This is a genomic window from Vibrio sp. Vb0304 (assembly GCF_033338995.1).
In the GTDB taxonomy this organism is placed as follows: domain Bacteria; phylum Pseudomonadota; class Gammaproteobacteria; order Enterobacterales; family Vibrionaceae; genus Vibrio; species Vibrio alginolyticus.
Genome location: NZ_JAWOTT010000003.1, coordinates 102765 through 125204, shown reverse-complemented (window position 1 = coordinate 125204; position 22440 = coordinate 102765). Strand labels below are relative to the sequence as shown.

Here is a 22440-nt window from a genome sequence, read left to right as displayed (position 1 = left end):
TCCTGCTGCCTATTAAGCCACAAACCCGGAGGGTAGGACAGTAACGTGATGAAATTTTCTTCTGTTGTAGGTTCCGGAGTCATTTACACTCCAAGTTATGGACGAGGTCCCAATTTAACAAAGCGGTACTGGTCCTACGTGCGATATGTTGGTTAACTCATTGTCGTGATGCATCCACATGCGTATTAGATGTGAGGGCTGGTCATCGTAGTTATGGATAGGAGTTCATCAATGAAAAGGAAACACAACAAAACTGTACTGTGTGCGTTTGTCTCTGGTTCGGTATTTGGTGCGGTTTTGGTCATTGCGATGTCTTTACCAATGTAATCCTCTTAATTGGCTGTTGGAACACTCACACTAATTCAGTACAAAACAGATTGAGTTCTGCGGTGTGTGCTGTTAGTTTCAAAAACATGAAAATACACGTTCGCCCTTCATTAACAACCTTCTCTTGGTGGCGCTCTAAATAGAGCGGCGCGGAATACTTACATTCTTAAGCTGCTGGATGGTAGCTAAGAGTGTTTGATCTTTTTATCTCCAGTAGCGATCTATTAAATACTTGGAGACAAATATGAATACCCATAAAAATACATCTCAGCGTGAAATTATACTTACCGGAGATCGAGCAACAGGTCCATTACACCTAGGGCACTATATTGGTTCATTGCAACAACGAGTCAAATTGCAAACGGAGCACGAGCAAACGATCTTGGTCGCGGACATGCAAGGGTTGACGGATAACGCGCATAATCCATCAAAGGTATCCTCTAATATTCTCAATGTCGTTGCAGATTATTTGGCTGTTGGTATCAACCCCGCTCAAACTACGATCACGTTGCAGTCTCAAATTCCAGCGTTAGCCGAGTTGACAATGTATTACAGTAATCTTGTTTCTATCGCACGATTAGAGCGAAACCCTACGGTTAAAAATGAGATTCAGAGTAAAGGTTTTGAACGCTCTATTCCCGCAGGCTTTTTAACGTATCCAATTTCTCAAGCTGCTGATATTACGGGGTTTCATGAGACGCTAGTACCAGTGGGTGATGACCAACTGCCGATGTTAGAGCAAACTAATGAAATCGTGAGAAAAATAAACCATCTGGGTGGAAAAGAGGTTCTTAGAGAATGCCGTCCATTACTTAGCGATGCACCTCGTTTGCCGAGTACTGACGGTAAAAATAAGATGTCTAAAAGCATGGGGAACGCAATCAACTTAGGCGCCTCCGAAAAGGAGATTTCCGCGGCAGTGAAATCTATGTATACCGATCCCAATCATCTGAAAATTGAGGACCCTGGCCAAGTCGAAGGGAATATTGTATTCATCTACCTCGATGCTTTTCATCCTGATAAAAATTATGTCGAACAGCTAAAAGACCATTATCGACGAGGTGGATTAGGTGATGGTTTGACCAAGAAAGTGTTAGAAGAATGCTTACAAGAAATGCTTCGCCCTATTCGAGAAAAGCGCGCTATGTATTTGAATGATAAAGCGCAGCTGATTGATATTTTAAAACAAGGTAGTGAGCGTTCTCGCGAGAAAACCGAAAAAGTGCTATTTGATGTGAAAGATGTATTTGGTTTAAATTTGTTCTGAATTAAAAGTAGAGAGTTGAACATAAGGCACGACGGCTGGTTAGCAACGTGCCTTTTTAAGTTCCCAGTCAGTCAAAGCGCATTATTAAGAAGAAAAAAATTCACGACGAAAATCCGCGACTTCTTGTTGGTAATAGCTTTGCCATTCCGGTTCTGACAAATTTGAATGGCTAGAAGCTCTTTGCGTTCTTAGCTTGGACTCAAGTTGTTGTAATGCTTGTTGGTAATCTTTGACTCGTTTTTTTTGCTCTGTAATTTGCTGCTGACGAGCATGAATGTTTTTACTTTCTTCTTTCGTTAAGTAAGTTCGTTCTAGCTCTGCGATGATCGCCAAGCGATCTGGTAGGCTCATACTATTAGGAATCAGGGTGACCGCACGCTCATATTTTTCCTGTTCGCTTGTTAGCCCGATAGCACCTGCATGTTCTTGCCAGTCAATGGTGAGTTGCTCGAAAGCTCGCAAAAAGTTATCTGGGCTTTGAGTGTCCAGCTTTTGGGCTTCTAAGTTGAAATCGTACAGCGCGAACTCATCCGCAAAAACAACATCAGCCAATTCCCCCCAGATGCTTCTTGCTTCGTTCTTCAGCTGTGCAACACGCGACGCCAGTGATTGTTGCTCATCAAATAACAAATTTCCTACACTCTCTTGCCATTGGCTGCTGAGCTGAGGGTAGTTCGCCAAAAGCTGGAATCGAGCTGAAGATAAATGCGCCTCAAACAAGGCGACCTGCTCTTCACAACTACGGTTCAACATACACTCTTGCCAAAACGTCTCAAGTTCGGCGACAAGTTTCCTGCCTTTGAGTTGAGTTAATCGCTCAGTCGTTATTTGAACTGTGGAAGGGAGCTTAGCGGTTTGTGGTGAAGTATCTGTATCGGGCACGATGCTGCTTGTTTGTGGTGATGTACTGGAGACATTCTGATTTTTTGTCTTAGGGGAAGGAGAGGAAGCGAGCTCTTCTTTTTGAACATCGTGACTGAAAGTTAAAAATATCATGCCCGCCATAATGGCGGACATGATTATCAAAGCGATTTTCTTCATGGCTTGATTGTTGCGCTTACTGGGAAATGGTCAGAAAGGTTGTAGTGTTTCCATAAACTCTCTGCGGTTGTGCGCGGCACGTCTACACGGTTGTCATTGAATGATTTCACCCCGTATTCACTACTCACCATAACATAGTCAAGGTATTCCACGTTTTCGCCACCTGATAACGCTTCACCTGCGAAGTTATTGATACGGGGATCAAAGGTTGACTCCGTGTAACCAGAGTAGTGAGGCTCTATGGCACTTAAGTTAGCGATCATTTGTTGGTAGTCACCAGGGAACTTTCTTTTGTTTACGTTAAAGTCGCCGCTGTATACCACAGTTTCGCTCGAAGGAATGTCAAGAGATTGGGCGAGTGTGCGGATTTGTTTGAACTGGCGCTGACGATACTCACGGGCGGTGTCTGTATCGAAAGATGCGGTATGGGTAGCAAACACATGGTAAGCCTGACCACCTTTAATTATTTCCGCATAATTTACGCCTTTATCGGCAAAGCAGTCTGTACCAGAGCAATCGGGAAAGACATATTGCGCTTCGTTCACGATAGGGTAGCGACTAACTATGATTACGCCACCATCATGAATATTAACGCCTTCTTTATCTAACATCTTTGTTTGGTAAGGATATTCCTTGGCTAACTCACGTAAGAATGCTTCACGGCCGCTGGCAAACACCTCTTGCAGCGCCAAAACATCGTAACCTTTTACATGTTGAGGAATCAGTTCGTAACGATCTCCAATGTGCGATGCAATAGCCGTCAACGCCCAGATGTTATAAGTCATCAACTTAAGGTTTTGTTCTTCGTTGTCGACAGACTCCGCTACCTTGCTTGGCGTGATGGTGTAGTAAAGATCATCATATCGAGCGGTACTGTCTGACTTAAATGCCAGTTCGGTTTCTCTCGTACCAAAAGCGTTAGTGTTGGCACGATGAATGTTACGATCATCTTTGAGAGATAACTCGACATCGGCTGCGGATAAGCCGTATTCAATGGTCGAATTGTACCAATGGCCTTCCATTATTTGATTGAGTGTTATGCTTTCACCTTCGGGGCTAGAAACCACAGTTTCAAAACGGTAAGTTTGATTTGATTTCACGCCCTCCCAGCGGTTGAAGCTTAATACAGATTTAGTTTCCCACGGACCAAGTACCTGCACATGTTGTTGCCACTCGTCTCCGTATTGAAGCAAATCACTACCTTCATGTTTTACTTGAATAGTTAACGGTTGATCAGAGTTATTCGTTAGGTAAACGTCGGTATCTGCAATGCTGGGTAACGCTATCAAGCTACTTAATAAAAGGCTCCACTGCGAAAATTTCATCTTATTTTTCCATCATTTGAACTAGAGTAATCATTCTTGTTTATAAATGTTACTTGCACGTTAAATATGGATGACATCTAAGCCAGTGTTGAAAATTGTTATCAGAATGTGATCTTTATTCAATGGTGAGGGTGGAGGTATTGAGTGTGTTGCCGTTGAAGCGGTGGAAAATAATACCAACAGTCAACGAATTGCATTCACTGCAATCAAGCTGTCATCTTTGCTCTATAAGTTGTGCGGCGTCATTCATCTAGCCATATGGCTAGAACTCAAATTGATAGATGGAGCACCATGGCTAGAGCAGTAAATCCAACCGATGAAACCATCATTAAATTGTTACAAGAGCAAGGTCTGATTAGAAGTGAAGCAGAAGCGCGTTTAAAGAAAGAGGTGTACCGCTTGCAGCCTAATGAGATAGCAAAAGTAAAAAATTATGCCCAGCATTTTGGGATAAACGCGAAAGAAAAGCTCATCGATGAGATCTTGGATCTGCGCCGAGAAGCGCTCATGAAAAGATGTAGACACAATAAGGAGCATACGAGCCTATCTCTAAAATAGCATGTGATAAAACTATCAATTACTGGTCAAGATTTGATCTCTCAAGCCGATGTATATAAGAGCGTTCAATGATATCGAGCGCAAAAAACAGTGTGTTTTAGAGGTTAAGCTTTCACTTAAGTGAGAGGTTTGGAAAGGCTGCGGGGAGAAAGTGCATGCGTATTAAAGACTTAAGTGTCGTAAAGAAAATATCGGTTAGTTATTTAACCGTTTTTGCCGTGTTTGGTTTAGTGTCAGTAATGTTGGTGCAAGGTTTGTTAACACTGAATAAAGACATCTCAGTGTTAACAGATAAAAGTTTACCTTCTGTTGCGATTTTGAAAGGTATCCAAGTTGATATTACTAAAGTGCGTAAAGATGAGTTCTCTTTATTGCCAAACGCAAATCACCCCAAAATTGGTGAGTGGTTAAAAGGCCTCGACCAATGGCGTTCTGATGTGCAGGCTGGTATTGCAGAATACGAAAAGCTCGACCTTAATAAGCGTGAAACGCAGTCCTTTAGCGTTTTTAAAGAAACTTGGAATCAATACATCAAAGAAACGAAGACTTACAACGTATTGCTAAGCCAAGGCGATGCTGAAAGTGCAAATGATGTAATTTTATCAAGTTTCGATACCTACTCAAAAGCGTTGAGCAGCTTGGATGATACCCTCGCGTTGAACGATGAGTTGGTGAATTTGATTGGCGAAGAAGTACAAAGTGAAGCGGCATTTACACAATACAGCGCTGCTGTTGGTGCGCTTGTCGTCGCATTGGTCATGGTAATGTCTGCCATGTTGCTTTCTCGAGTCATCTGCGGGCCTGTTGATCGAGCACTGGAATTCGCTTCCAAAATCGCCAAGGGTCAATTGAATAATCAAATCGACGAAAGCGAATTGAGCAAAGACGAGTTAGGAACGCTGCTCAAAGAGCTTGTCGGTATGCAAACAAACTTACATTCGTTGGTTTCTGAGATTAATGACTCAACGATTCAGCTAACGGCAGCAGTAGAGGAAGTGAGTGCTATTTCTTCTCAGACCGCTTCTGGTATGCAAAATCAACAAATTGAACTTAGCTCGGTGGCTTCTGCGATGACAGAAATGCAAGCTGCTGTAAGTGAAGTGGCACAAAATACCGAAGTTGGCGCAACCTCTGCTTATTCGGCTGCGGAAGTGGCAAAGCAAGGAACGGTGACGTTACAACAAACTATCGCAGTAATTGAGCGTGTATCACATACGATCCAAGAATCAGATGAACTGGCACGTGAGCTTGAATCGAGCTCAAACAATATCAATGTGGTCGTAGATGTGATCCGCGGGATTGCCGAGCAAACAAACTTGTTAGCACTGAACGCCGCAATTGAAGCCGCTCGGGCTGGTGAACAAGGACGTGGGTTTGCTGTTGTGGCAGATGAGGTTCGTTCTCTGGCGCAACGCACTCAAGACTCCACTTCACAAATTGTGGAAATTGTTAATCAACTACAAGAGAGCAGCAGTAAAATAGGGCATTCAAGCCGTGATTGTCAGGAGGGTATTTCTCAGTGTGTTGAGCAAGTTAATGATACTGATAGCCAGATAAAAGAAATTGAACATTCTGTCGATAACATAGCGCAAATGAGCACACAAATCGCAACGGCGTGCAGTGAGCAGAATTCTGTATCCGAAGAGCTGAATCGCAGCGTGGAGCATATTAATAGTGCTTCAACAGAGATGGCTGAGGGAGCTTCACAAACGGCTGTGGCTTGTCAGCAGATTAGTATCCTAGCGCACAACTTGAAAACTCGAATGGGTTCATTCCAGCTCTAGTTGTTGTGTTTCAGCTTTATTCCTAACCTCATTGCTACAATAAATAAGCCGGACGAAATGTCCGGCTTATTTATTCTCTGTCTATATAAGTTCAGAGTATGCTCAACCTTGGGAGAATATGCTCGCTAGGCTGGAATACCACTGTGAAACTTAAAATCTGTATCTGGCGTAGAAATTAAATCTGCCTCTATACGTCCAAAGTAGGCGATGCGCTCGCTGATATCTTTGCCTGCGATTTGCTCCGCTAATACAAGATAATCCTGGTAATGGCGTGCTTCTGAACGTAATAAAGAAATGTAGAACTTTGCGATATCGTCATCCATATGTGGTGCTAGTTTGGCAAAACGCTCACAAGATCGGGCTTCGATGTACGCACCAATGATGAGTTTATCGATCAGCGTTTCCGGCTCATGAGTCTTCATATGCGAAATCAGTCCTTTAGCATAACGACTTGCTGGAATATTTTTGTACTCAATTCCACGACTTTCCATGATCTCTAAAACTTGATAAAAGTGGTGTAACTCCTCTTTTATCAAAAGCACCATCTTATCGATCAAATCTTGGCTGTATGGTGAGTCGGACTTAGCCATGATTGACTTAGAAATATTGCTCTTGCCTTTTAAAGTTTCCAATGAGCCTACGTTACGGTAAGCAAAATCTTCGTAGGGCTTAAACCAGTCAAGTAGAGCATGTGAACTGGATTGGTCAACGGCATACTTACGAATTAAAAACATGGCAGATTGGCCAGCTTTTAGTTCGCACAGTAGGTGGTCTAACAAAATGGTTTGAAGGTTCTCTGGTTTCTTTGCTTCCTCTACCCATTCATCAGGTGTACTGCATCGCAGAAATTGGTTAATGGGAGCAAGAAGATCTTGATAGGCGTCTAGATTCATCATTTTAGTTTTAGTACTTCACATTTTTATTGGGCATATCCGTTGTCTTGCGGATAGAAAAAAGGCTGCAATTGCAGCCTTTTTTGACCTGAAGTGAATGTTACCACTTTTTCTTCTCGCCGAAGAGAGCTTCCATGTCATTGTCACGCTCTTTGTCAGCAATCTGCTGCATTTCGGCATCGCTTTTATCTTGGCGCTTTTTATCTAAGTCACCTAACATCTCTTCAAGCTTTTGTTTCGCTTGAATAGAATAAGGATCGCTCTTAGTGCTCAAAGCATCGATACCTTTACGCAGCAGTTGAAGCGCGGTGCCTGGTTGGCCACGAGCGATAGAGTCGTTTGCTCTTTTGATGACATTTTCAATGTTGATGCGAATTTGCATCGTTTCCAAGCGCGCATTTTCGGTGACGTAAGTCTGGGTATCCAATCGGCCTTTGTTGTGCTCGTTACGGATAGTGTCGCGAAGTCGTTTAACCAGCTTAAGCATGACGATAGCTTGTTTATCACTACTCGGCATCTTGAAAGTGGTACTCTCGCCAGTAGGACCATTCTCTTTTAGCTGCGTAATCTGCTGCTTCATATTTTCGATACGTTGAGCAAGTTGCTTGTTCTTCGGGTCCAGCTCATGCATGCTCTCTAGCGCGTCAAGAATACGATTGTTTAGACACAGCAACAGCTCTTTACTAAAAGGGATATGGTGCGCATGACCAATCAACTCTTCAGTACCATCTATCAAGGCTACATATCGCGCTGATTCCTGCCTTTTTGCGGTTTCAACTTTAACCTTATATTGCAACATAATGTTATAGCCTAGGATTAACACCAGTAGGATGGCTACCAAAGCGATTATTAAACCAATATTCATATCTTTGCGTCTGCTTTACTTTTCTGCGGCTAGCGTTAAAGAATACATGAATCTTATCTTACTCGGCACCTTATTTGTTTGATTATTTTGTCTCTCACACGTTTTAGTTACTGATAGAAGTCACATCATAGAACTTCGGTCATTTATTGGCTCAACTTTGTGCATATTGTTTCTTGCTTGAAGATTATTAGTATGTGATTGAGGTATAAGTTAGAAATTGCTGTTCATTTCGATTTGAACGCGTTATAACTAATTATTATATCGCTCACTTGAGTGGCCAATAAACTCTCTCATGAATAAGTAAGGGATTACGATGAAACTGCAGCAGCTGAAGTATATTGTTGAGGTTGTAAACCATAATCTGAATGTATCTGCAACGGCGGAAAGCTTATATACCTCTCAGCCAGGTATCAGTAAACAGGTTCGGTTGCTGGAAGACGAGTTAGGCATTCAGATTTTTGAACGTAGCGGTAAGCACTTAACGCAAGTGACGCCAGCTGGTGAAGAAATTGTACGTATCTCTCAAGAAATTCTCGCTCGTGTAGAAAGTATCAAAGCGGTGGCTGGAGAGCACACCCATCCAGAAATGGGGACGCTGAATATCACCACGACACATACGCAGGCTCGTTATGCACTGCCAGATGTCATCAAAGGTTTTACTTCTCGTTATCCAAAAGTGTCGTTACACATGCACCAAGGTACACCATCACAAATGTCTGAGGCGATAGCTAAAGGCACAGCGAATTTTGCGATTGCGACAGAAGCGCTTCACTTATATCAAGATGCCATCATGTTGCCTTGTTATCACTGGAATCGTTCAATAGTTGTGCCTAAAGACCACCCACTAGCGAAGAAAGACAAAGTAACGATCAGTGATCTTGCCGCTTACCCATTAGTCACTTACGTGTTCGGTTTTACTGGCCGTTCAGAGCTGGATACAGCATTCAACCGCGAAGGTTTAACCCCGCGAGTGGTGTTCACGGCAACTGATGCAGACGTCATTAAAACTTACGTTCGTATGGGTATCGGTGTGGGTGTGATTGCAAGCATGGCAGTGGATGAAGAGCAGGACGGTGACTTGGTTGCAATAGATGCGAGCCATTTGTTTGGCGCGAGCACCACGAGCATCGGTTTCCGCCGTGGTACATTCTTACGCTCTTACATGTTCGATTTTATGGAGCGTTTTGCACCGCACTTAACGCGTCCAGTGGTTGAGCAGGCGATTTCGCTGAAGTCTAATGCAGAAATCGAAGAGATGTTTAAAGACATCGAGCTTCCGGTGAGATAACACTTCATTGATGTTTCGATTCCCTCTACAATGCGCTCGTTGTAGGGGGAGCTATGAAAACGCAATTTCAATTTATTAATGACTGCTTAATCGAAAACCAATCTTTGTGGCGATTCGAGCCTTTTAAAAGCAGCATTCGCACATCATTACCTTGGCAGGAGCAACATCCTCGACTGTGCCAATGGCTAGCGTCTCTTACTCCCTCTCAAATCGAAGAATACAAAGCAGAACCAGAACTCGCGTTAAAAGCACTTAGTCCGTTTTTGCCTGAGCTTGAACAACTCGCAGAACTGACTCATTTAGAGCTTTTGTCGTTAAACGGCTTGGAACTCGCTCGTGGTTTAGATAACGGTATTCCGGGACGTAAGTTGGAGCAAATTAGCTCGATGGGTGAAGCTGCAATTCAACAACACTGTGGCGAAGAATGGCTAGAATGGTGCTCAGGTAAAGGTTACTTGGGGCGAATCCTGACAACGCAAACCGATCAGCCTGTAACCAGCTTTGAATACCAACAAGCACTGTGCGATTCGGGGCAACAAGCAGCCAATGAACATCATTGGAAGGTGACGTTTATTCAAGGCGACGCGTTTGATAGCAAAGCGAAAGCCGTGTTTAAGCCAACGCAACACGCAGTAGCACTGCATGCATGCGGTGACCTTCACGTTCGTCTAATGCAGTACGGCAGTGAAAATGGGATTGCTGCGATGACCATATCACCTTGTTGTTACCACTTGATTCAGTCGGAACAATACCAGCCGATGTCGGAATCGGGCAGGGCTTCTTCTCTCTCATTGTCTAAGCAAGAACTGCGTATCCCATTACAACAAACGGTGACAGGAGGAGAGCGCGTGCGTCGTCATCGTCAGCAGGAAATGATGTTTCGTCTTGGGTTTGATTTGATCACGCGACAAGCTTTGGGAATGGCAGAGTATCAGCCTGTGCCGAGTATCCGTAAGTCGCAATTAAGTGATGGTTTTGAATCTTTATGTCGCTGGGCAGCGGAGCAAAAAGGCATTGTTCTTCCTCAAGAAATCGATTTCTCTCATTTTGAAAAGTTAAGCGAACAACGCTTCTGGCAAATGGAGAGAATGAGCTTAGTGCAACTTGTTTTTCAACGTCCGTTGGAGATCTGGCTCGCATTAGACAAAGTGCTTTATCTTGAAGAACGTGGTTACCGTGTTAGATTGTCAGAGTTTTGCCCTAAATCGGTCACGCCTAGAAATATTTTAATTTGTGCATATAAGATTTAGTTATTCTTTATAGCCAAACGCTCTATATGAAAAAGCCCACTTATGAGTGGGCTTTTGTAAACAAAACGTGACAAGTTATGTTTTATTTTGTCATTAATTAAACATAGCGATAGCTTGAGTTGGTTCAACGTATTCCAAGTCAAAGCTTTCTGCTACTTCTTTACACGTTACTTTTCCGTGAATAACGTTTAGACCTTCAAGGAAGCCTTTATCTTCTAGAAGTGCTTCGCGGTAGCCTTTATTTGCTAACTTCACGATGTATGGAAGTGTAGCGTTGTTGAGTGCAAATGTTGAAGTGCGAGCAACTGCGCCAGGCATATTTGCTACACAGTAGTGAACCACTTCATCAACGATGTAAGTTGGATCTGCGTGAGTTGTCGCGTGCGAAGTTTCGAAACAACCGCCTTGGTCAATTGCCACGTCAACCACTGCCGCACCAGGCTTCATCTTAGCAATGTGCTCTTTAGTGACCAGTTTAGGTGCTGCTGCGCCAGGAATTAGAACGGCACCGATAACAAGGTCCGCTTCTAGAACATGCTTCTCGATAGCGTCTTCAGTAGAATAAACCACTTTTGCGCGACCTTGGAATTCTTCGTCAAGCTTACGAAGTGTGTCTACGTTACGGTCTAGAATAGTGACGTCAGCGCGAAGGCCAACCGCCATACGAGCAGCGTTTGCACCAACAACGCCACCACCAACGATAACGACTTTTGCAGGTTCAACACCAGGTACGCCGCCTAGGAGCAGACCACGACCGCCGTGCGATTTTTCCAACGTTTGCGCGCCAGCTTGGATAGACATCCGACCTGCCACTTCTGACATTGGTGCTAACAGTGGCAAACGACCCATATTATCTGTTACAGTCTCATAGGCTATACAGACAGCTTTGCTCTTGATTAGCTCATCAGTTTGTGGAAAATCTGGTGCTAGGTGTAAATAAGTAAATAAAATTTGCCCTTCGCGGAGCATTGCTCTCTCTACTGCTTGGGGTTCTTTTACTTTTACAATCATGTCTGCTTGCGCAAATACGTCAGCAGCATGAGGGAGAATGGATGCGCCGACAGCGATGTAATCATCGTCTGAAAAACCAATGCCGGCACCTGCATTGGTCTCAACTAAAACTTGGTGACCATGTGAGATGAGTTCTCTCACGCTAGCTGGGATCATACCAACACGATATTCGTGATTCTTGATTTCCTTAGGTACGCCAATGATCATCCTGTATCCTCTTTCTATAATGGTTGTATTAACTGTTAGTAGGGTGTTATTGTCGAATTAATAACTAGTATAGTTATAGATTTGTAAAATTTGGCACCAAATATTAAAAAGTTGTAGTATATTTTTTTGCAAGGAAGTAATAAGGTGGAATAAAAAATGGCAGACAACTATAAAAAGCCGTCCAAGGAACTAGACCGTATCGACCGCAACATTCTTAATGAGCTGCAGAAAGACGGTCGTATTTCAAACGTTGAGCTTTCAAAACGTGTGGGACTTTCTCCAACGCCATGTTTGGAGCGTGTACGTCGCTTAGAGCGTCAGGGTTATATCACAGGGTATACTGCATTATTGAATCCGCAGTTCCTGGATGCATCACTATTAGTATTCGTTGAGATTACGCTAAACCGTGGTGCGCCGGATGTGTTTGAGCAGTTTAACTCAGCTGTTCAAAAGCTAGACGACATACAAGAGTGTCATCTTGTTTCAGGTGACTTTGACTATCTTCTTAAAACCCGTGTATCAGATATGGGTGCTTACCGCCGACTATTGGGCGATACGTTACTACGTCTACCTGGCGTAAATGACACTCGCACATACGTTGTTATGGAAGAAGTGAAACAATCTAACCAGCTTGTGATCAAAACTCGTTAATTTCTTGCAAAGAAAGCGGTATATGCTTCCGCTTTCGCCAGAGAGTAATTGGGTTTTTCTCCTTGATATGGTTAAATCAATTTACCGAGCGGCTTGATGCCGCTCGGAATGTTTTGCAATTTCCTATTTCATTTCCATATTCAAGTTGATTTATGTTCAAAGAGAACGCAAAGAAAGTCGAAACCATTATCAAAACCAGTGAAGAGCCCCAGTCTTCACGCTTAAATGGCTTCCAACGCTTAAAAGAGTGCTGCTTTATCGTTGGCGTTCTTAGCTCGGTATTGCTTGCGGTTGCACTATTTACCTTCAGTCCGGCCGATCCTTCTTGGTCCCAAACCGCATGGGGAGGGGATATCGATAATGCTGGTGGCCTTTTCGGCGCTTGGCTAGCTGATACTCTATTCTTCACATTTGGCTCTCTCGCTTACCCAATCCCTTTCTTGCTAGCGGCGGCTGCATGGGTGATTTGCCGTAAACGAGGAGAAGATGAGCCAATTGATTTCATGCTATGGGGTACAAGGCTGCTCGGTCTTGTCGTCCTTATTATGACCAGTTGCGGTCTTGCCGATATTAATTTTGATGACATTTGGTATTTTTCATCCGGAGGTGTGGTCGGGGATGTGTTGTCTAGCCTCGCTTTACCTACATTGAATGTACTCGGTACCACATTGGTACTGCTGTTCTTGTGGGGAGCGGGCTTTACGCTCTTCACTGGCATCTCATGGCTTAACATCGTGGAATGGCTTGGTGATCGTGCATTAGCACTAATTGCCGCGCTTGCAAATAAGGCAAGAGGCTCAGAGCAGGAAGTTTTAGAACCTCAGCTTGATGAGTTTGTAGAAGATAAAGTCTCTACGCCTAAACATAATGTAGACCATGAAATTGATGATGAGCCGCTTCCTCATTTAACGGCGTACGATGTCGATGAACCGAAAGAGTCGGCGCCGGCGCATGAGTACCCTATTTATATGCCGCAAGCTAAACCTGATAAGCCTGCAGAACAGGCGATGGTAGAACCGACGCCACCACAACGCAAGGCTACGGTTAATGCTGCGTCAGTCTATTCTGAACCTGAGCCTCAAATACAACCTATCCATACGGTTAACACGGATAACGTTGATCCGCTCTTGGAACGCACCAAGCAACTGAATGTTACGATAGAAGAGCTTGAAGCAGCGGCGCAACAAGCAGATGACTGGGGAACTGACGAACAGGCAGCCCCATCATTTGCAGACACTTACTCTTCCTATGTAGAGCAACATACAGCTACAGAAGAACCGATCAGTGTTGAACCAGATTATGCGGAGTACGAACAATTTGAAGCAGAGCAAGTACAGCAGCCAAGTATTGAGCATCCTGTACATGAAGAGCCTGCAATTGATTCTGCTGTATTAGATAGCATCACGGCGCAAACAGAGTCGAGCCAACATATTGAGCCTACGATCTCTGACTTTGATGTGTTAGATGATGAAGACGAAGTGGAGTCTCAGCCTGCGCAGCAAGTACAGCCAACAACGCCTCATCAGCAAGCAGCAACACCTTCAACAACATTTGAACCTGCTCCTCAAAAAGTGGAAGTAGAAGAGGTCCAAGACAACGACCAAGACGTTACCGCATTCCAAGATATGGTTTCCAATGCACAAGCCAAAGTCGCTGCAACACAGAACCCATTTTTGGTACAGAAAGAAGAAAATTTGCCAGTTCCGGAAGAGCCACTCCCAACGCTCGAGTTGCTTTATCATCCAGAAAAACGTGAAAACTTTATCGACCGTGATGCGCTAGAGCAGGTCGCTCGATTGGTAGAGAGCAAACTCGCTGACTACAAAATCAAAGCCGATGTGGTTGGTATTTATCCTGGACCAGTGATCACTCGTTTTGAGCTTGATTTGGCGCCGGGGGTGAAAGTAAGTCGTATTTCTGGTCTTTCAACTGACTTAGCGCGTGCATTGTCTGCGATGGCGGTACGTGTTGTGGAAGTAATCCCTGGCAAGCCTTACATCGGTTTGGAACTGCCAAATATGAGTCGTCAGACGGTCTATTTATCTGATGTCATCAGTAGCCCTCAGTTTGAGCAAGCAACGTCACCAACAACGGTTGTGTTAGGTCAAGACATTGCGGGCGAAGCTGTGGTGGCAGATCTTGCGAAGATGCCTCACGTGTTAGTAGCAGGTACAACAGGTTCTGGTAAGTCGGTGGGTGTGAACGTGATGATTTTGAGCATGCTGTATAAAGCAGGTCCAGAAGATGTACGCTTCATCATGATTGACCCGAAAATGCTAGAGCTTTCTATTTATGAAGGTATCCCTCATCTTCTTTCTGAAGTTGTGACTGATATGAAAGACGCATCAAACGCTCTACGTTGGTGTGTGGGCGAGATGGAACGTCGTTACAAATTGATGTCGGCATTAGGTGTACGTAATGTGAAGGGCTTCAACGAAAAATTGAAGATGGCAGCAGAAGCGGGCCACCCAATCCATGACCCCTTCTGGCAGGAAGGCGACAGCATGGATACTGAACCGCCATTGCTAGAAAAGCTGCCTTACATCGTTGTTGTTGTTGACGAATTTGCTGACCTGATGATGGTGGTAGGTAAGAAAGTTGAAGAACTGATTGCTCGCTTGGCGCAAAAAGCGCGTGCGGCAGGTATTCACTTAATTCTTGCGACTCAGCGTCCATCGGTTGACGTTATTACCGGTCTAATTAAAGCGAACATCCCAACTCGTGTTGCGTTTACGGTATCGACTAAAACGGACTCTCGTACAATCCTAGATCAAGGCGGCGCAGAATCACTACTTGGTATGGGTGATATGTTGTATCTACCGCCGGGATCAAGTCATACAACTCGTGTTCACGGTGCATTTGCATCAGATGATGATGTTCATGCTGTTGTAAACAACTGGAAAGCGCGTGGTAAACCGAACTACATTGAAGAGATCATCAGTGGAGATCAAACTCCAGAAAGTCTATTGCCAGGTGAGCAAATGGAAGCGGATGAAGATGTAGACCCGCTCTTCGATCAAGTTGTTGAGCACGTGGTTCAATCACGTCGAGGTTCGGTTTCCGGTGTTCAGCGCCGATTTAAGATAGGTTACAACCGTGCCGCCCGTATTGTAGAGCAGCTTGAAGCGCAGGGCATCGTAAGTGCTCCGGGTCATAACGGTAACCGTGAAGTACTGGCACCTGCGCCACCAAAAGATTAATGAACTTGTGTTACTCACCTCAGTCCAACTGAGGTGAGTGGTTCTAATAATAGGTATCTGAATGAAAAAACTATTTTCAGCGAAACTTTTCTCCGCGCTTGTTTTAAGCTTTTCCCTCTTCTCTACTGCACACGCAGCATCTCCTAAAGATGAATTAAACAAACGCCTTTCTATGAATGATGGCTTTAGTGCAGATTTCTCTCAGCAGGTTATCAGCCCTGAAGGCGAAACGGTTATGGAAGGAGAAGGTACGGTTGAAATTGCCCGCCCAAGCCTGTTCCGTTGGAGCACAACATTCCCTGATGAGAACCTATTGGTCTCTGACGGTAAGACATTGTGGTACTACAGCCCATTCATCGAGCAAGTGAGCATCTATTGGCAAGAGCAAGCAACAGAGCAAACGCCATTTGTTTTGCTAACGCGTAACCGAGCAAGTGATTGGAATAACTACAAAATATCTCAAAAAGGTGACCAATTCACTCTCATTCCTACTGCAGTAGACTCCACACAAGGTCAATTCCAGATTAATATTGATGCCAAAGGTGTGGTGAAAGGCTTCAATGTGGTTGAGCAAGACGGCCAAAAAGGTTTGTTCACTTTTAACAACGTGAAGCTGGGTAAACCAAAAGCAGACAGATTCACATTCACAATTCCAAAAGGTGTGGAAGTGGATGACCAAAGGAATTAATTGGTAGTGAGTAATTACACATTAGATTTCTCGGGGGACGAAGATTTTCGTCCCCTTGCTGCTCGTATGAGACCGGAAACAATCGAGCAATACATTGGACAGCAGCACATTTTAGGCCTTGGTAAGCCACTGCGCCGTGCGCTAGAGGCGGGTCACATTCACTCTATGATCCTTTGGGGACCACCAGGCACAGGCAAAACGACATTAGCGGAAGTGGCTGCAAACTATGCCAATGCTGAAGTAGAGCGCGTGTCTGCCGTGACGTCTGGTGTGAAAGAAATTCGTGCTGCAATCGAGAAAGCACGTGAGAACAAAATGGCGGGCCGCCGCACCATCTTATTTGTGGATGAGGTGCATCGCTTCAACAAATCTCAACAAGATGCGTTTTTACCGCATATCGAAGATGGCACGGTTACCTTTATTGGTGCGACGACAGAAAACCCATCGTTTGAGTTAAACAACGCATTGCTGTCACGTGCACGTGTCTACAAGCTAACGTCTCTCGATAAAGATGAAATCTCACTGGCGCTGAATCAAGCGATCAGTGACAAAGAGCGTGGCTTGGGCAATACACCCGCACATTTCGCTGATAACGTATTAGACCGCCTAGCAGAACTGGTCAACGGTGATGCTCGCATGTCTCTCAATTATCTTGAGCTGCTCTACGACATGGCAGAAGACAATGCGCAAGGTGAAAAAGAGATCACGCTTAAGTTGCTGGCTGAAGTGGCAGGGGAGAAAGTCTCTCGCTTCGATAACAAAGGTGATATCTGGTATGACTTAATCTCTGCGGTCCACAAATCCATTCGTGGCTCTAACCCAGATGCGGCGCTTTACTGGGCTGCACGTATGATTGCTGCGGGTTGTGATCCTCTTTATATTGCCCGTCGATTACTTGCGATAGCATCAGAAGATGTCGGCAATGCGGACCCTAGAGCCATGCAAGTGGCACTCTCCGCGTGGGACTGTTTTACACGCGTTGGCCCAGCAGAAGGTGAACGTGCGATTGCACAGGCGATCGTGTACTTAGCATGTGCGCCAAAAAGTAATGCTGTTTACGTGGCGTGGAAACAAGCGCTAGCGGACGCTCATAACTTACCTGAATATGAAGTGCCGCATCACCTTCGAAATGCGCCAACCAGTTTGATGAAAGACATGGGTTATGGGGCTGAGTATCGTTATGCTCACGATGAGCCTGGTGCTTACGCAGCAGGTGAGCAATATTTGCCGCCTGAAATGGGCGATCGTAGGTACTATCAGCCGACAAATCGTGGTCTGGAGACCAAAATCGGCGAAAAGTTAGATTACTTGGCTACTTTAGACGCAAATAGCCCACAAAAGCGCTATGAAAAGTAGGCGTTTTTGGATACATTTGTTTAGTAAATTTTTTTAACGCGTACGCTTGGAAAGTGCGCGTGATTTCACAACAAAAAGCATAGGATTAACAATGCTGGATTCTAAATTACTTCGTACAGAGCTGGATGAAACAGCTGCTAAACTGGCGCGTCGTGGCTTTAAGCTAGACGTAGATACTATTCGTAAACTTGAAGAACAACGTAAGTCCATTCAAGTAGAAGTAGAAAATTTACAATCCACGCGTAACTCCATCTCCAAGCAAATCGGCCAAAAAATGGCGGCTGGCGACAAAGAAGGCGCAGAAGAGATCAAGAAACAAATCGGTACGCTAGGTAGCGATCTTGATGCGAAGAAAGTTGAACTTGAGCAAGTAATGGCTCAACTAGACGAATTCACGCTTTCTGTACCAAACATCCCAGCAGATGAAGTGCCAGATGGCAAAGATGAAAACGACAACGTTGAAATCTCTCGTTGGGGTGAGCCAAAGTCTTACGACTTCGAACTGAAAGATCACGTTGACCTAGGCGAAATGGGCGACGGTCTAGACTTCGCAAGTGCAGTTAAGATCACTGGCGCACGTTTCATCGTGATGAAAGGCCAATTTGCTCGTCTACACCGTGCAATCGCTCAGTTCATGCTGGATCTTCACACTGAAGAGCACGGCTACACAGAAATGTACGTACCTTACCTAGTAAACTCTGACAGCCTATTCGGTACTGGTCAGCTTCCTAAGTTTGGTAAAGATCTTTTCCACACTGAGCCGCTAGTAGAAAAAGTAAACGACGAAGAGCCACGTAAACTGTCTCTAATCCCTACTGCAGAAGTACCTGTAACGAACCTAGTTCGTGACACGATTTCTGACGAAGCGGATCTACCAATTAAGATGACAGCTCACACGCCATGTTTCCGTTCAGAAGCAGGTTCTTACGGTCGTGATACTCGTGGTTTGATTCGTATGCACCAGTTCGACAAAGTTGAGCTAGTACAAATCACTAAGCCAGAAGATTCAATGAACGCACTAGAAGAGCTAACAGGTCACGCTGAGAAAGTTCTACAACTTCTAGAGCTTCCTTACCGTAAAGTGGTTCTATGTACAGGTGACATGGGCTTCGGCGCTCGTAAGACTTACGACCTAGAAGTTTGGGTTCCTGCTCAAGAAACTTACCGTGAAATTTCTTCATGTTCTAACATGTGGGATTTCCAAGCTCGTCGTATGCAAGCACGTTTCCGTCGTAAAGGCGAGAAGAAACCTGAGCTTGTACACACGCTAAACGGTTCTGGTCTTGCTGTAGGTCGTACAATGGTTGCTATCCTAGAAAACAACCAAGAAGCAGACGGCCGCATTGCAATCCCTACAGTACTTCAGAAGTACATGGCGGGCGCAACGCACATCGGTTAATCCATTAACCACTAGAACACCAAAACCCAGCCTTAGTGCTGGGTTTTTTGTTATCTGCGTCGAGTGAAAATACGTTGTTATGTAAATGTAGGATGAGGTATTGCATAGTTAGCCTAAATTATTAAAACCAGTCCCTAATGATATTTTTCTAAGCTTCATTGAGCATGACAAGCTCCTCCAAAATATAAAGAGGAGGTACTTTCATGGCTTCAATAAGAATAAGCGGCTCTGTTGGCTTGGGTGGTAAAAATGTGGATGGTGACATTCGTACGGTACAAAGGTCTATTAACCAATTGCTTGGTTCTTTAAAGGGAGTAAAGGAACTTAAAGTGGATGGGAAACTAGGCTCTAGACCGGAAAACTCCAAAACTGTCGGCGCAATTAAAGCTTTTCAGAAAAGCCTTGTTGGGATGGTTCGTCCAGATGGAAGGATAGATGTGAATGGAAGAAGCCATCGTAAGCTGAATGATTATTTAAAACGAACACCTGAGACTGCGGTGGCATATACGTTACCTTTGGTTGGCTCAAGAGATGCGTTGACGGACTTGGATTATCGCAAAGTAGCTGAAACCCTTGAATGCGAAGTCGCTGCTATTAAAGCTGTAGCGGAAGTTGAGAGCCGAGGAGAAGCCTACTTTAGCAATGGTAAGCCAAAGATTTTGTTTGAGGCTCATATATTTTCGAGACTCACTTCAAGAGCCTACGATAACAGTCATCCAAGTATTTCAAGTCGGCATTGGAATCGAAGTCTGTATGTTGGTGGTATCTCAGAATACGTACGTTTAAATAAAGCGATTGAACTGAATTCAAATGCAGCAATCCGCTCCGCATCTTGGGGACGTTTCCAAATTATGGGCTTTAATTTCAAGTTAGCTGGTCATGTTACCGCTGAATCCTTTGTTAAAGCTGTATTCGAGTCAGAGAAGAAACAACTTGAGGCTTTTGTTACGTTTATCCAAAAGTCTGGCTTAGGTGAACATATAAGAGATAAAAATTGGGCTGCCTTTGCTCGTGGTTACAATGGTTCTGAGTATCAGAAAAATCAATACGACGTCAAATTAGAAAAGGCTTACAAAAAATATGCTTCGATTAAAAATGCTGCGTAACATTTCTTTGCTTGGACTTATTTTTAGTTCATCTGCTTGTGCTTCCAGCCACACTAATACTGCGCTATTTAAGTGTGATGCTTCACATCCTAACCGTCTAGAAATATCAATAGAAAATATAAACAGTCAGGTTCTACTGTCGGAGCTTAACTTAGGGGGGAGCAGTATTGAAAGAACCATAGCTGTAAAGGACTTTAAATTAGACCAGTATCATCGAGCGTTGGTAGATGAGAAGTCACTGGAATTTAGTATTGGTGAGCGCGTCATATTAGTCAGTGAGTACTTTAGCGAGGAGTTTGGTGAGGTAGAGAAAATACTCAGTGTTACTTTGAGAGAGCCTGAGCAAACGCAGTACTTTGAATGTGAGGAAGGGAGTATGAGTAACCTTGCATTGCTTTTCCATGAGAGTGCCGAATAATCGATTACAGAGTAATTATTACTAAAACGTAATAGTGTTTTCGAATTTATCCTAATTATCTTGTTATTTGTAATCGATATAATCATCCACCTTACCACGGTAAGTAGATTTTCTCATTCAAGTAACGAGGAGGGCTTATGGCCGTAGGGTGGGCAAATGACGATAGCGTCAGCCAACAAATTCAAAACACAATAGACGACGAGATTTCCCGTGTTCGTGGCAGTATCACAAGGGGTGAAAGCGCCCATTATTGCGATGAGTGTGGTGATGAGATCCCAGAAGCACGTCGTTTTGCTATGAAAGGCGTTCGTTTGTGTATCGAATGTCAGTCAACAATCGAATTGGTGTCTCAACGCCAAGCATTGTTCAATCGACGAGCGAGTAAAGACAGTCAACTCCGATAACTTTACTGTTCTAATAAATAATGAGACGGTTTGAGTCTCATACTCAAACCGTTTTCGTATTGAATTGGACTATGAAGCGAAGCAGTCTTTACGTTGCAACGCAGCATCAATCGCGTTAACTAGCTTCTCAATATCTTCCGGCTTGCTGATGAACGGCGGCATCATATAAATCAGTTTGCCAAATGGACGAATCCAAACTCCGTGTTCAACAAACAAGGCTTGGATGGTTTCCATATTCACAGGGCGATGCGTCTCCACTACGCCAATGGCACCTAGCCAACGGGTGTTCTTCACCAACTCGTATTCTTCAAGTTTTGGTAGTAACTCAGAAAACAGCGTTTCAATTTGTTGGGTTTGTTGCTGCCAATTACCTCGCTCAATCAATTCCAAACTTGCGGTGGCAACAGCACAGGCGAGTGGATTCCCCATAAAGGTTGGACCGTGCATAAAACAGCCTGCATCACCACCACAAACGGTGTCTGCTACGTGTTTGCTCGCCAGGGTCGCAGAGAGGGTCATGTAGCCGCCAGTGAGTGCTTTCCCGACACACAGAATGTCTGGTTGAATGTCTGCATGTTCGCAGGCAAACAACTTACCGGTACGACCAAATCCGGTAGCGATCTCATCTGCAATCAATAACAAGCCGTATTTGTCGCAAAGCCTACGCACGCCTTTGAGAAATTCTGGATGGTAGATTCGCATGCCGCCAGCGCCTTGAACGATAGGCTCTAGGATCACCGCAGCAAGTTCTTTATGGTGAGTCTCAATCTTGTGCTCGAAGTCGGTGAGGTCTTCTGGCTTCCATTCATCCCAATAACCACAAGTTGGTGACTCCGCAAAGATATGCTCAGGCAAAAAGCCTTTGTAGAGAGAGTGCATGGAGTTGTCAGGATCGGTAACCGACATCGCCGCAAACGTATCGCCGTGATAACCGTGTCGCAAAGTAAGAAACTTTGATCGGCGTTCGCCTTTTGCATGCCAATATTGCAGTGCCATTTTTAAGCTGACTTCTACGGCAACGGAGCCTGAATCGGCAAGGAATACATGTTCAAGATTACTTGGGGTTAGGGATAGCAACTTCTTACACAAACTGATTGCTGGCTGGTGGGTAATCCCGCCAAACATCACGTGAGAGACCTGATCGATTTGCTGGTGAGCGGCTTGATTTAAATGCGGGTGGTTGTAGCCGTGGATCGTCGACCACCAAGAAGACATGCCGTCGACCAGCTCAGTACCGTCTTCCAATTTAATGTGAACACCATTTGCCGATGCCACTGGGTAGCAGGTCAGAGGTGTCAATGTCGAAGTATAAGGATGCCAGATATGCTGGCGGTCGAAGGCGAGATCCATGTGCGATTCCAATAACAATTAAGATTAAAAAATAAACAGATGTAAACTTTGT

At 44.4% G+C, this 22440-nt stretch carries 19 protein-coding genes; 13 read left to right on the top strand and 6 right to left on the bottom strand.

The genetic code is table 11. From position 1 onward, the window contains the following. Nucleotides 1-571 precede the first annotated feature (571 nt). A complete protein-coding gene (gene trpS, locus R7P35_RS07410) occupies nt 572-1594 on the top strand; it encodes a tryptophan--tRNA ligase (protein WP_318091930.1) in 1023 nt (340 codons plus the stop codon). Nucleotides 1595-1678: 84 nt separating this feature from the next. On the opposite strand, the gene R7P35_RS07405 is transcribed toward trpS, so the two are convergent. Next, on the bottom strand, nt 1679-2635 hold the full coding sequence (locus tag R7P35_RS07405; RefSeq protein WP_025766896.1) for a hypothetical protein: 957 nt from the start codon (nt 2633-2635) through the stop codon (nt 1679-1681). Then, nucleotides 2632-3960 (bottom strand): sphingomyelin phosphodiesterase, encoded by a 1329-nt coding sequence (locus R7P35_RS07400; RefSeq protein ID WP_005378251.1) that lies wholly within the window; start codon nt 3958-3960, stop codon nt 2632-2634. Before R7P35_RS07400 ends, R7P35_RS07405 begins: the two co-directional genes overlap by 4 nt. Nucleotides 3961-4251: 291 nt before the next feature. On the opposite strand from R7P35_RS07400, the gene R7P35_RS07395 reads away from it, so the two are divergent. Then, entirely contained in the window at nt 4252-4518 is a 267-nt protein-coding gene (locus tag R7P35_RS07395; RefSeq protein WP_025766895.1) for a hypothetical protein, read from the top strand. Between the two features lie 155 nt (nt 4519-4673). Further along, nucleotides 4674-6302, top strand: coding sequence for a methyl-accepting chemotaxis protein (locus tag R7P35_RS07390; RefSeq protein WP_042522086.1), 1629 nt, complete (start codon nt 4674-4676; stop codon nt 6300-6302). 125 nt (nt 6303-6427) lie between these two features. Here the strand turns inward: R7P35_RS07390 and miaE are convergent, their stop codons facing one another. Both miaE and R7P35_RS07380 read right to left on the bottom strand, forming a co-directional pair. Then, nucleotides 6428-7198: a tRNA isopentenyl-2-thiomethyl-A-37 hydroxylase MiaE gene (gene miaE, locus R7P35_RS07385; RefSeq protein WP_017634952.1), complete on the bottom strand. Its 771-nt coding sequence runs from the start codon at nt 7196-7198 to the stop codon at nt 6428-6430. A 97-nt stretch (nt 7199-7295) separates the two neighbouring features. Continuing rightward, the gene (locus R7P35_RS07380; RefSeq protein WP_005378247.1) at nt 7296-8060 is read right to left on the bottom strand and encodes a hypothetical protein; all 765 of its coding nucleotides are present in this window, start codon (nt 8058-8060) and stop codon (nt 7296-7298) included. Nucleotides 8061-8373: 313 nt separating this feature from the next. Here R7P35_RS07380 and cysB point away from each other — a divergent pair, with 313 nt between their 5' ends. Together cysB and R7P35_RS07370 are read left to right on the top strand one after the other, a co-directional pair. Further along, nucleotides 8374-9348 carry an HTH-type transcriptional regulator CysB gene (gene cysB, locus R7P35_RS07375; protein ID WP_005388967.1) on the top strand — a complete coding sequence of 325 codons (975 nt, stop codon included), beginning with the start codon at nt 8374-8376 and terminating at the stop codon, nt 9346-9348. Nucleotides 9349-9401: 53 nt separating this feature from the next. Next, nucleotides 9402-10598, top strand: coding sequence for a methyltransferase (locus R7P35_RS07370; protein ID WP_213904741.1), 1197 nt, complete (start codon nt 9402-9404; stop codon nt 10596-10598). Between the two features lie 93 nt (nt 10599-10691). Here R7P35_RS07370 and ald read toward each other — a convergent pair whose 3' ends face one another. Beyond that, on the bottom strand, nt 10692-11816 hold the full coding sequence (ald, locus tag R7P35_RS07365; protein WP_005378241.1) for an alanine dehydrogenase: 1125 nt from the start codon (nt 11814-11816) through the stop codon (nt 10692-10694). A gap of 156 nt (nt 11817-11972) precedes the next feature. Between ald and lrp the strand changes: the two genes are divergently transcribed. The 8 genes from lrp to R7P35_RS07325 all read left to right on the top strand — a co-directional run bounded on the left by lrp (nt 11973) and on the right by R7P35_RS07325 (nt 21038). Further along, nucleotides 11973-12467 (top strand): leucine-responsive transcriptional regulator Lrp, encoded by a 495-nt coding sequence (lrp, locus tag R7P35_RS07360; RefSeq protein ID WP_005378234.1) that lies wholly within the window; start codon nt 11973-11975, stop codon nt 12465-12467. 152 nt (nt 12468-12619) lie between these two features. After that, entirely contained in the window at nt 12620-15667 is a 3048-nt protein-coding gene (locus R7P35_RS07355; protein WP_171342742.1) for a DNA translocase FtsK 4TM domain-containing protein, read from the top strand. 61 nt (nt 15668-15728) lie between these two features. After that, nucleotides 15729-16355 (top strand): outer membrane lipoprotein chaperone LolA, encoded by a 627-nt coding sequence (gene lolA / locus R7P35_RS07350; RefSeq protein WP_005388103.1) that lies wholly within the window; start codon nt 15729-15731, stop codon nt 16353-16355. Beyond that, nucleotides 16356-17711 carry a replication-associated recombination protein A gene (locus R7P35_RS07345; protein ID WP_216624858.1) on the top strand — a complete coding sequence of 452 codons (1356 nt, stop codon included), beginning with the start codon at nt 16356-16358 and terminating at the stop codon, nt 17709-17711. Nucleotides 17712-17802: 91 nt separating this feature from the next. After that, nucleotides 17803-19110 carry a serine--tRNA ligase gene (gene serS / locus R7P35_RS07340; protein ID WP_005437179.1) on the top strand — a complete coding sequence of 436 codons (1308 nt, stop codon included), beginning with the start codon at nt 17803-17805 and terminating at the stop codon, nt 19108-19110. Nucleotides 19111-19313: 203 nt separating this feature from the next. Further along, complete coding sequence (locus tag R7P35_RS07335) at nt 19314-20216, top strand: N-acetylmuramidase domain-containing protein (protein ID WP_213904738.1); 903 nt, start codon at nt 19314-19316, stop codon at nt 20214-20216. Then, a complete protein-coding gene (locus tag R7P35_RS07330) occupies nt 20191-20634 on the top strand; it encodes a hypothetical protein (protein WP_238958898.1) in 444 nt (147 codons plus the stop codon). The genes R7P35_RS07335 and R7P35_RS07330 overlap by 26 nt, the downstream gene beginning before the upstream one ends. Before the next feature lie 137 nt (nt 20635-20771). Then, a complete protein-coding gene (locus R7P35_RS07325; RefSeq protein WP_132936554.1) occupies nt 20772-21038 on the top strand; it encodes a DksA/TraR family C4-type zinc finger protein in 267 nt (88 codons plus the stop codon). Between the two features lie 69 nt (nt 21039-21107). On the opposite strand, the gene bioA is transcribed toward R7P35_RS07325, so the two are convergent. Further along, nucleotides 21108-22388 carry an adenosylmethionine--8-amino-7-oxononanoate transaminase gene (bioA, locus tag R7P35_RS07320; protein ID WP_132936555.1) on the bottom strand — a complete coding sequence of 427 codons (1281 nt, stop codon included), beginning with the start codon at nt 22386-22388 and terminating at the stop codon, nt 21108-21110. Between the last annotated feature and the right edge of the window lie 52 nt (nt 22389-22440).

Coding starts and splice junctions, on each gene's coding strand:
- serS (WP_005437179.1), top strand. CDS start 17,803: ATGCTGGATTCTAAATTACTTCGTACAGAGCTGGATGAAACAGCTGCT.
- R7P35_RS07370 (WP_213904741.1), top strand. CDS start 9,402: ATGAAAACGCAATTTCAATTTATTAATGACTGCTTAATCGAAAACCAA.
- cysB (WP_005388967.1), top strand. CDS start 8,374: ATGAAACTGCAGCAGCTGAAGTATATTGTTGAGGTTGTAAACCATAAT.
- R7P35_RS07380 (WP_005378247.1), bottom strand. CDS start 8,060: ATGAATATTGGTTTAATAATCGCTTTGGTAGCCATCCTACTGGTGTTA.
- R7P35_RS07390 (WP_042522086.1), top strand. CDS start 4,674: ATGCGTATTAAAGACTTAAGTGTCGTAAAGAAAATATCGGTTAGTTAT.
- R7P35_RS07355 (WP_171342742.1), top strand. CDS start 12,620: ATGTTCAAAGAGAACGCAAAGAAAGTCGAAACCATTATCAAAACCAGT.
- ald (WP_005378241.1), bottom strand. CDS start 11,816: ATGATCATTGGCGTACCTAAGGAAATCAAGAATCACGAATATCGTGTT.
- R7P35_RS07395 (WP_025766895.1), top strand. CDS start 4,252: ATGGCTAGAGCAGTAAATCCAACCGATGAAACCATCATTAAATTGTTA.
- lrp (WP_005378234.1), top strand. CDS start 11,973: ATGGCAGACAACTATAAAAAGCCGTCCAAGGAACTAGACCGTATCGAC.
- bioA (WP_132936555.1), bottom strand. CDS start 22,388: ATGGATCTCGCCTTCGACCGCCAGCATATCTGGCATCCTTATACTTCG.
- trpS (WP_318091930.1), top strand. CDS start 572: ATGAATACCCATAAAAATACATCTCAGCGTGAAATTATACTTACCGGA.
- R7P35_RS07325 (WP_132936554.1), top strand. CDS start 20,772: ATGGCCGTAGGGTGGGCAAATGACGATAGCGTCAGCCAACAAATTCAA.
- R7P35_RS07405 (WP_025766896.1), bottom strand. CDS start 2,635: ATGAAGAAAATCGCTTTGATAATCATGTCCGCCATTATGGCGGGCATG.
- R7P35_RS07400 (WP_005378251.1), bottom strand. CDS start 3,960: ATGAAATTTTCGCAGTGGAGCCTTTTATTAAGTAGCTTGATAGCGTTA.
- R7P35_RS07335 (WP_213904738.1), top strand. CDS start 19,314: ATGGCTTCAATAAGAATAAGCGGCTCTGTTGGCTTGGGTGGTAAAAAT.
- miaE (WP_017634952.1), bottom strand. CDS start 7,198: ATGATGAATCTAGACGCCTATCAAGATCTTCTTGCTCCCATTAACCAA.
- lolA (WP_005388103.1), top strand. CDS start 15,729: ATGAAAAAACTATTTTCAGCGAAACTTTTCTCCGCGCTTGTTTTAAGC.
- R7P35_RS07330 (WP_238958898.1), top strand. CDS start 20,191: ATGCTTCGATTAAAAATGCTGCGTAACATTTCTTTGCTTGGACTTATT.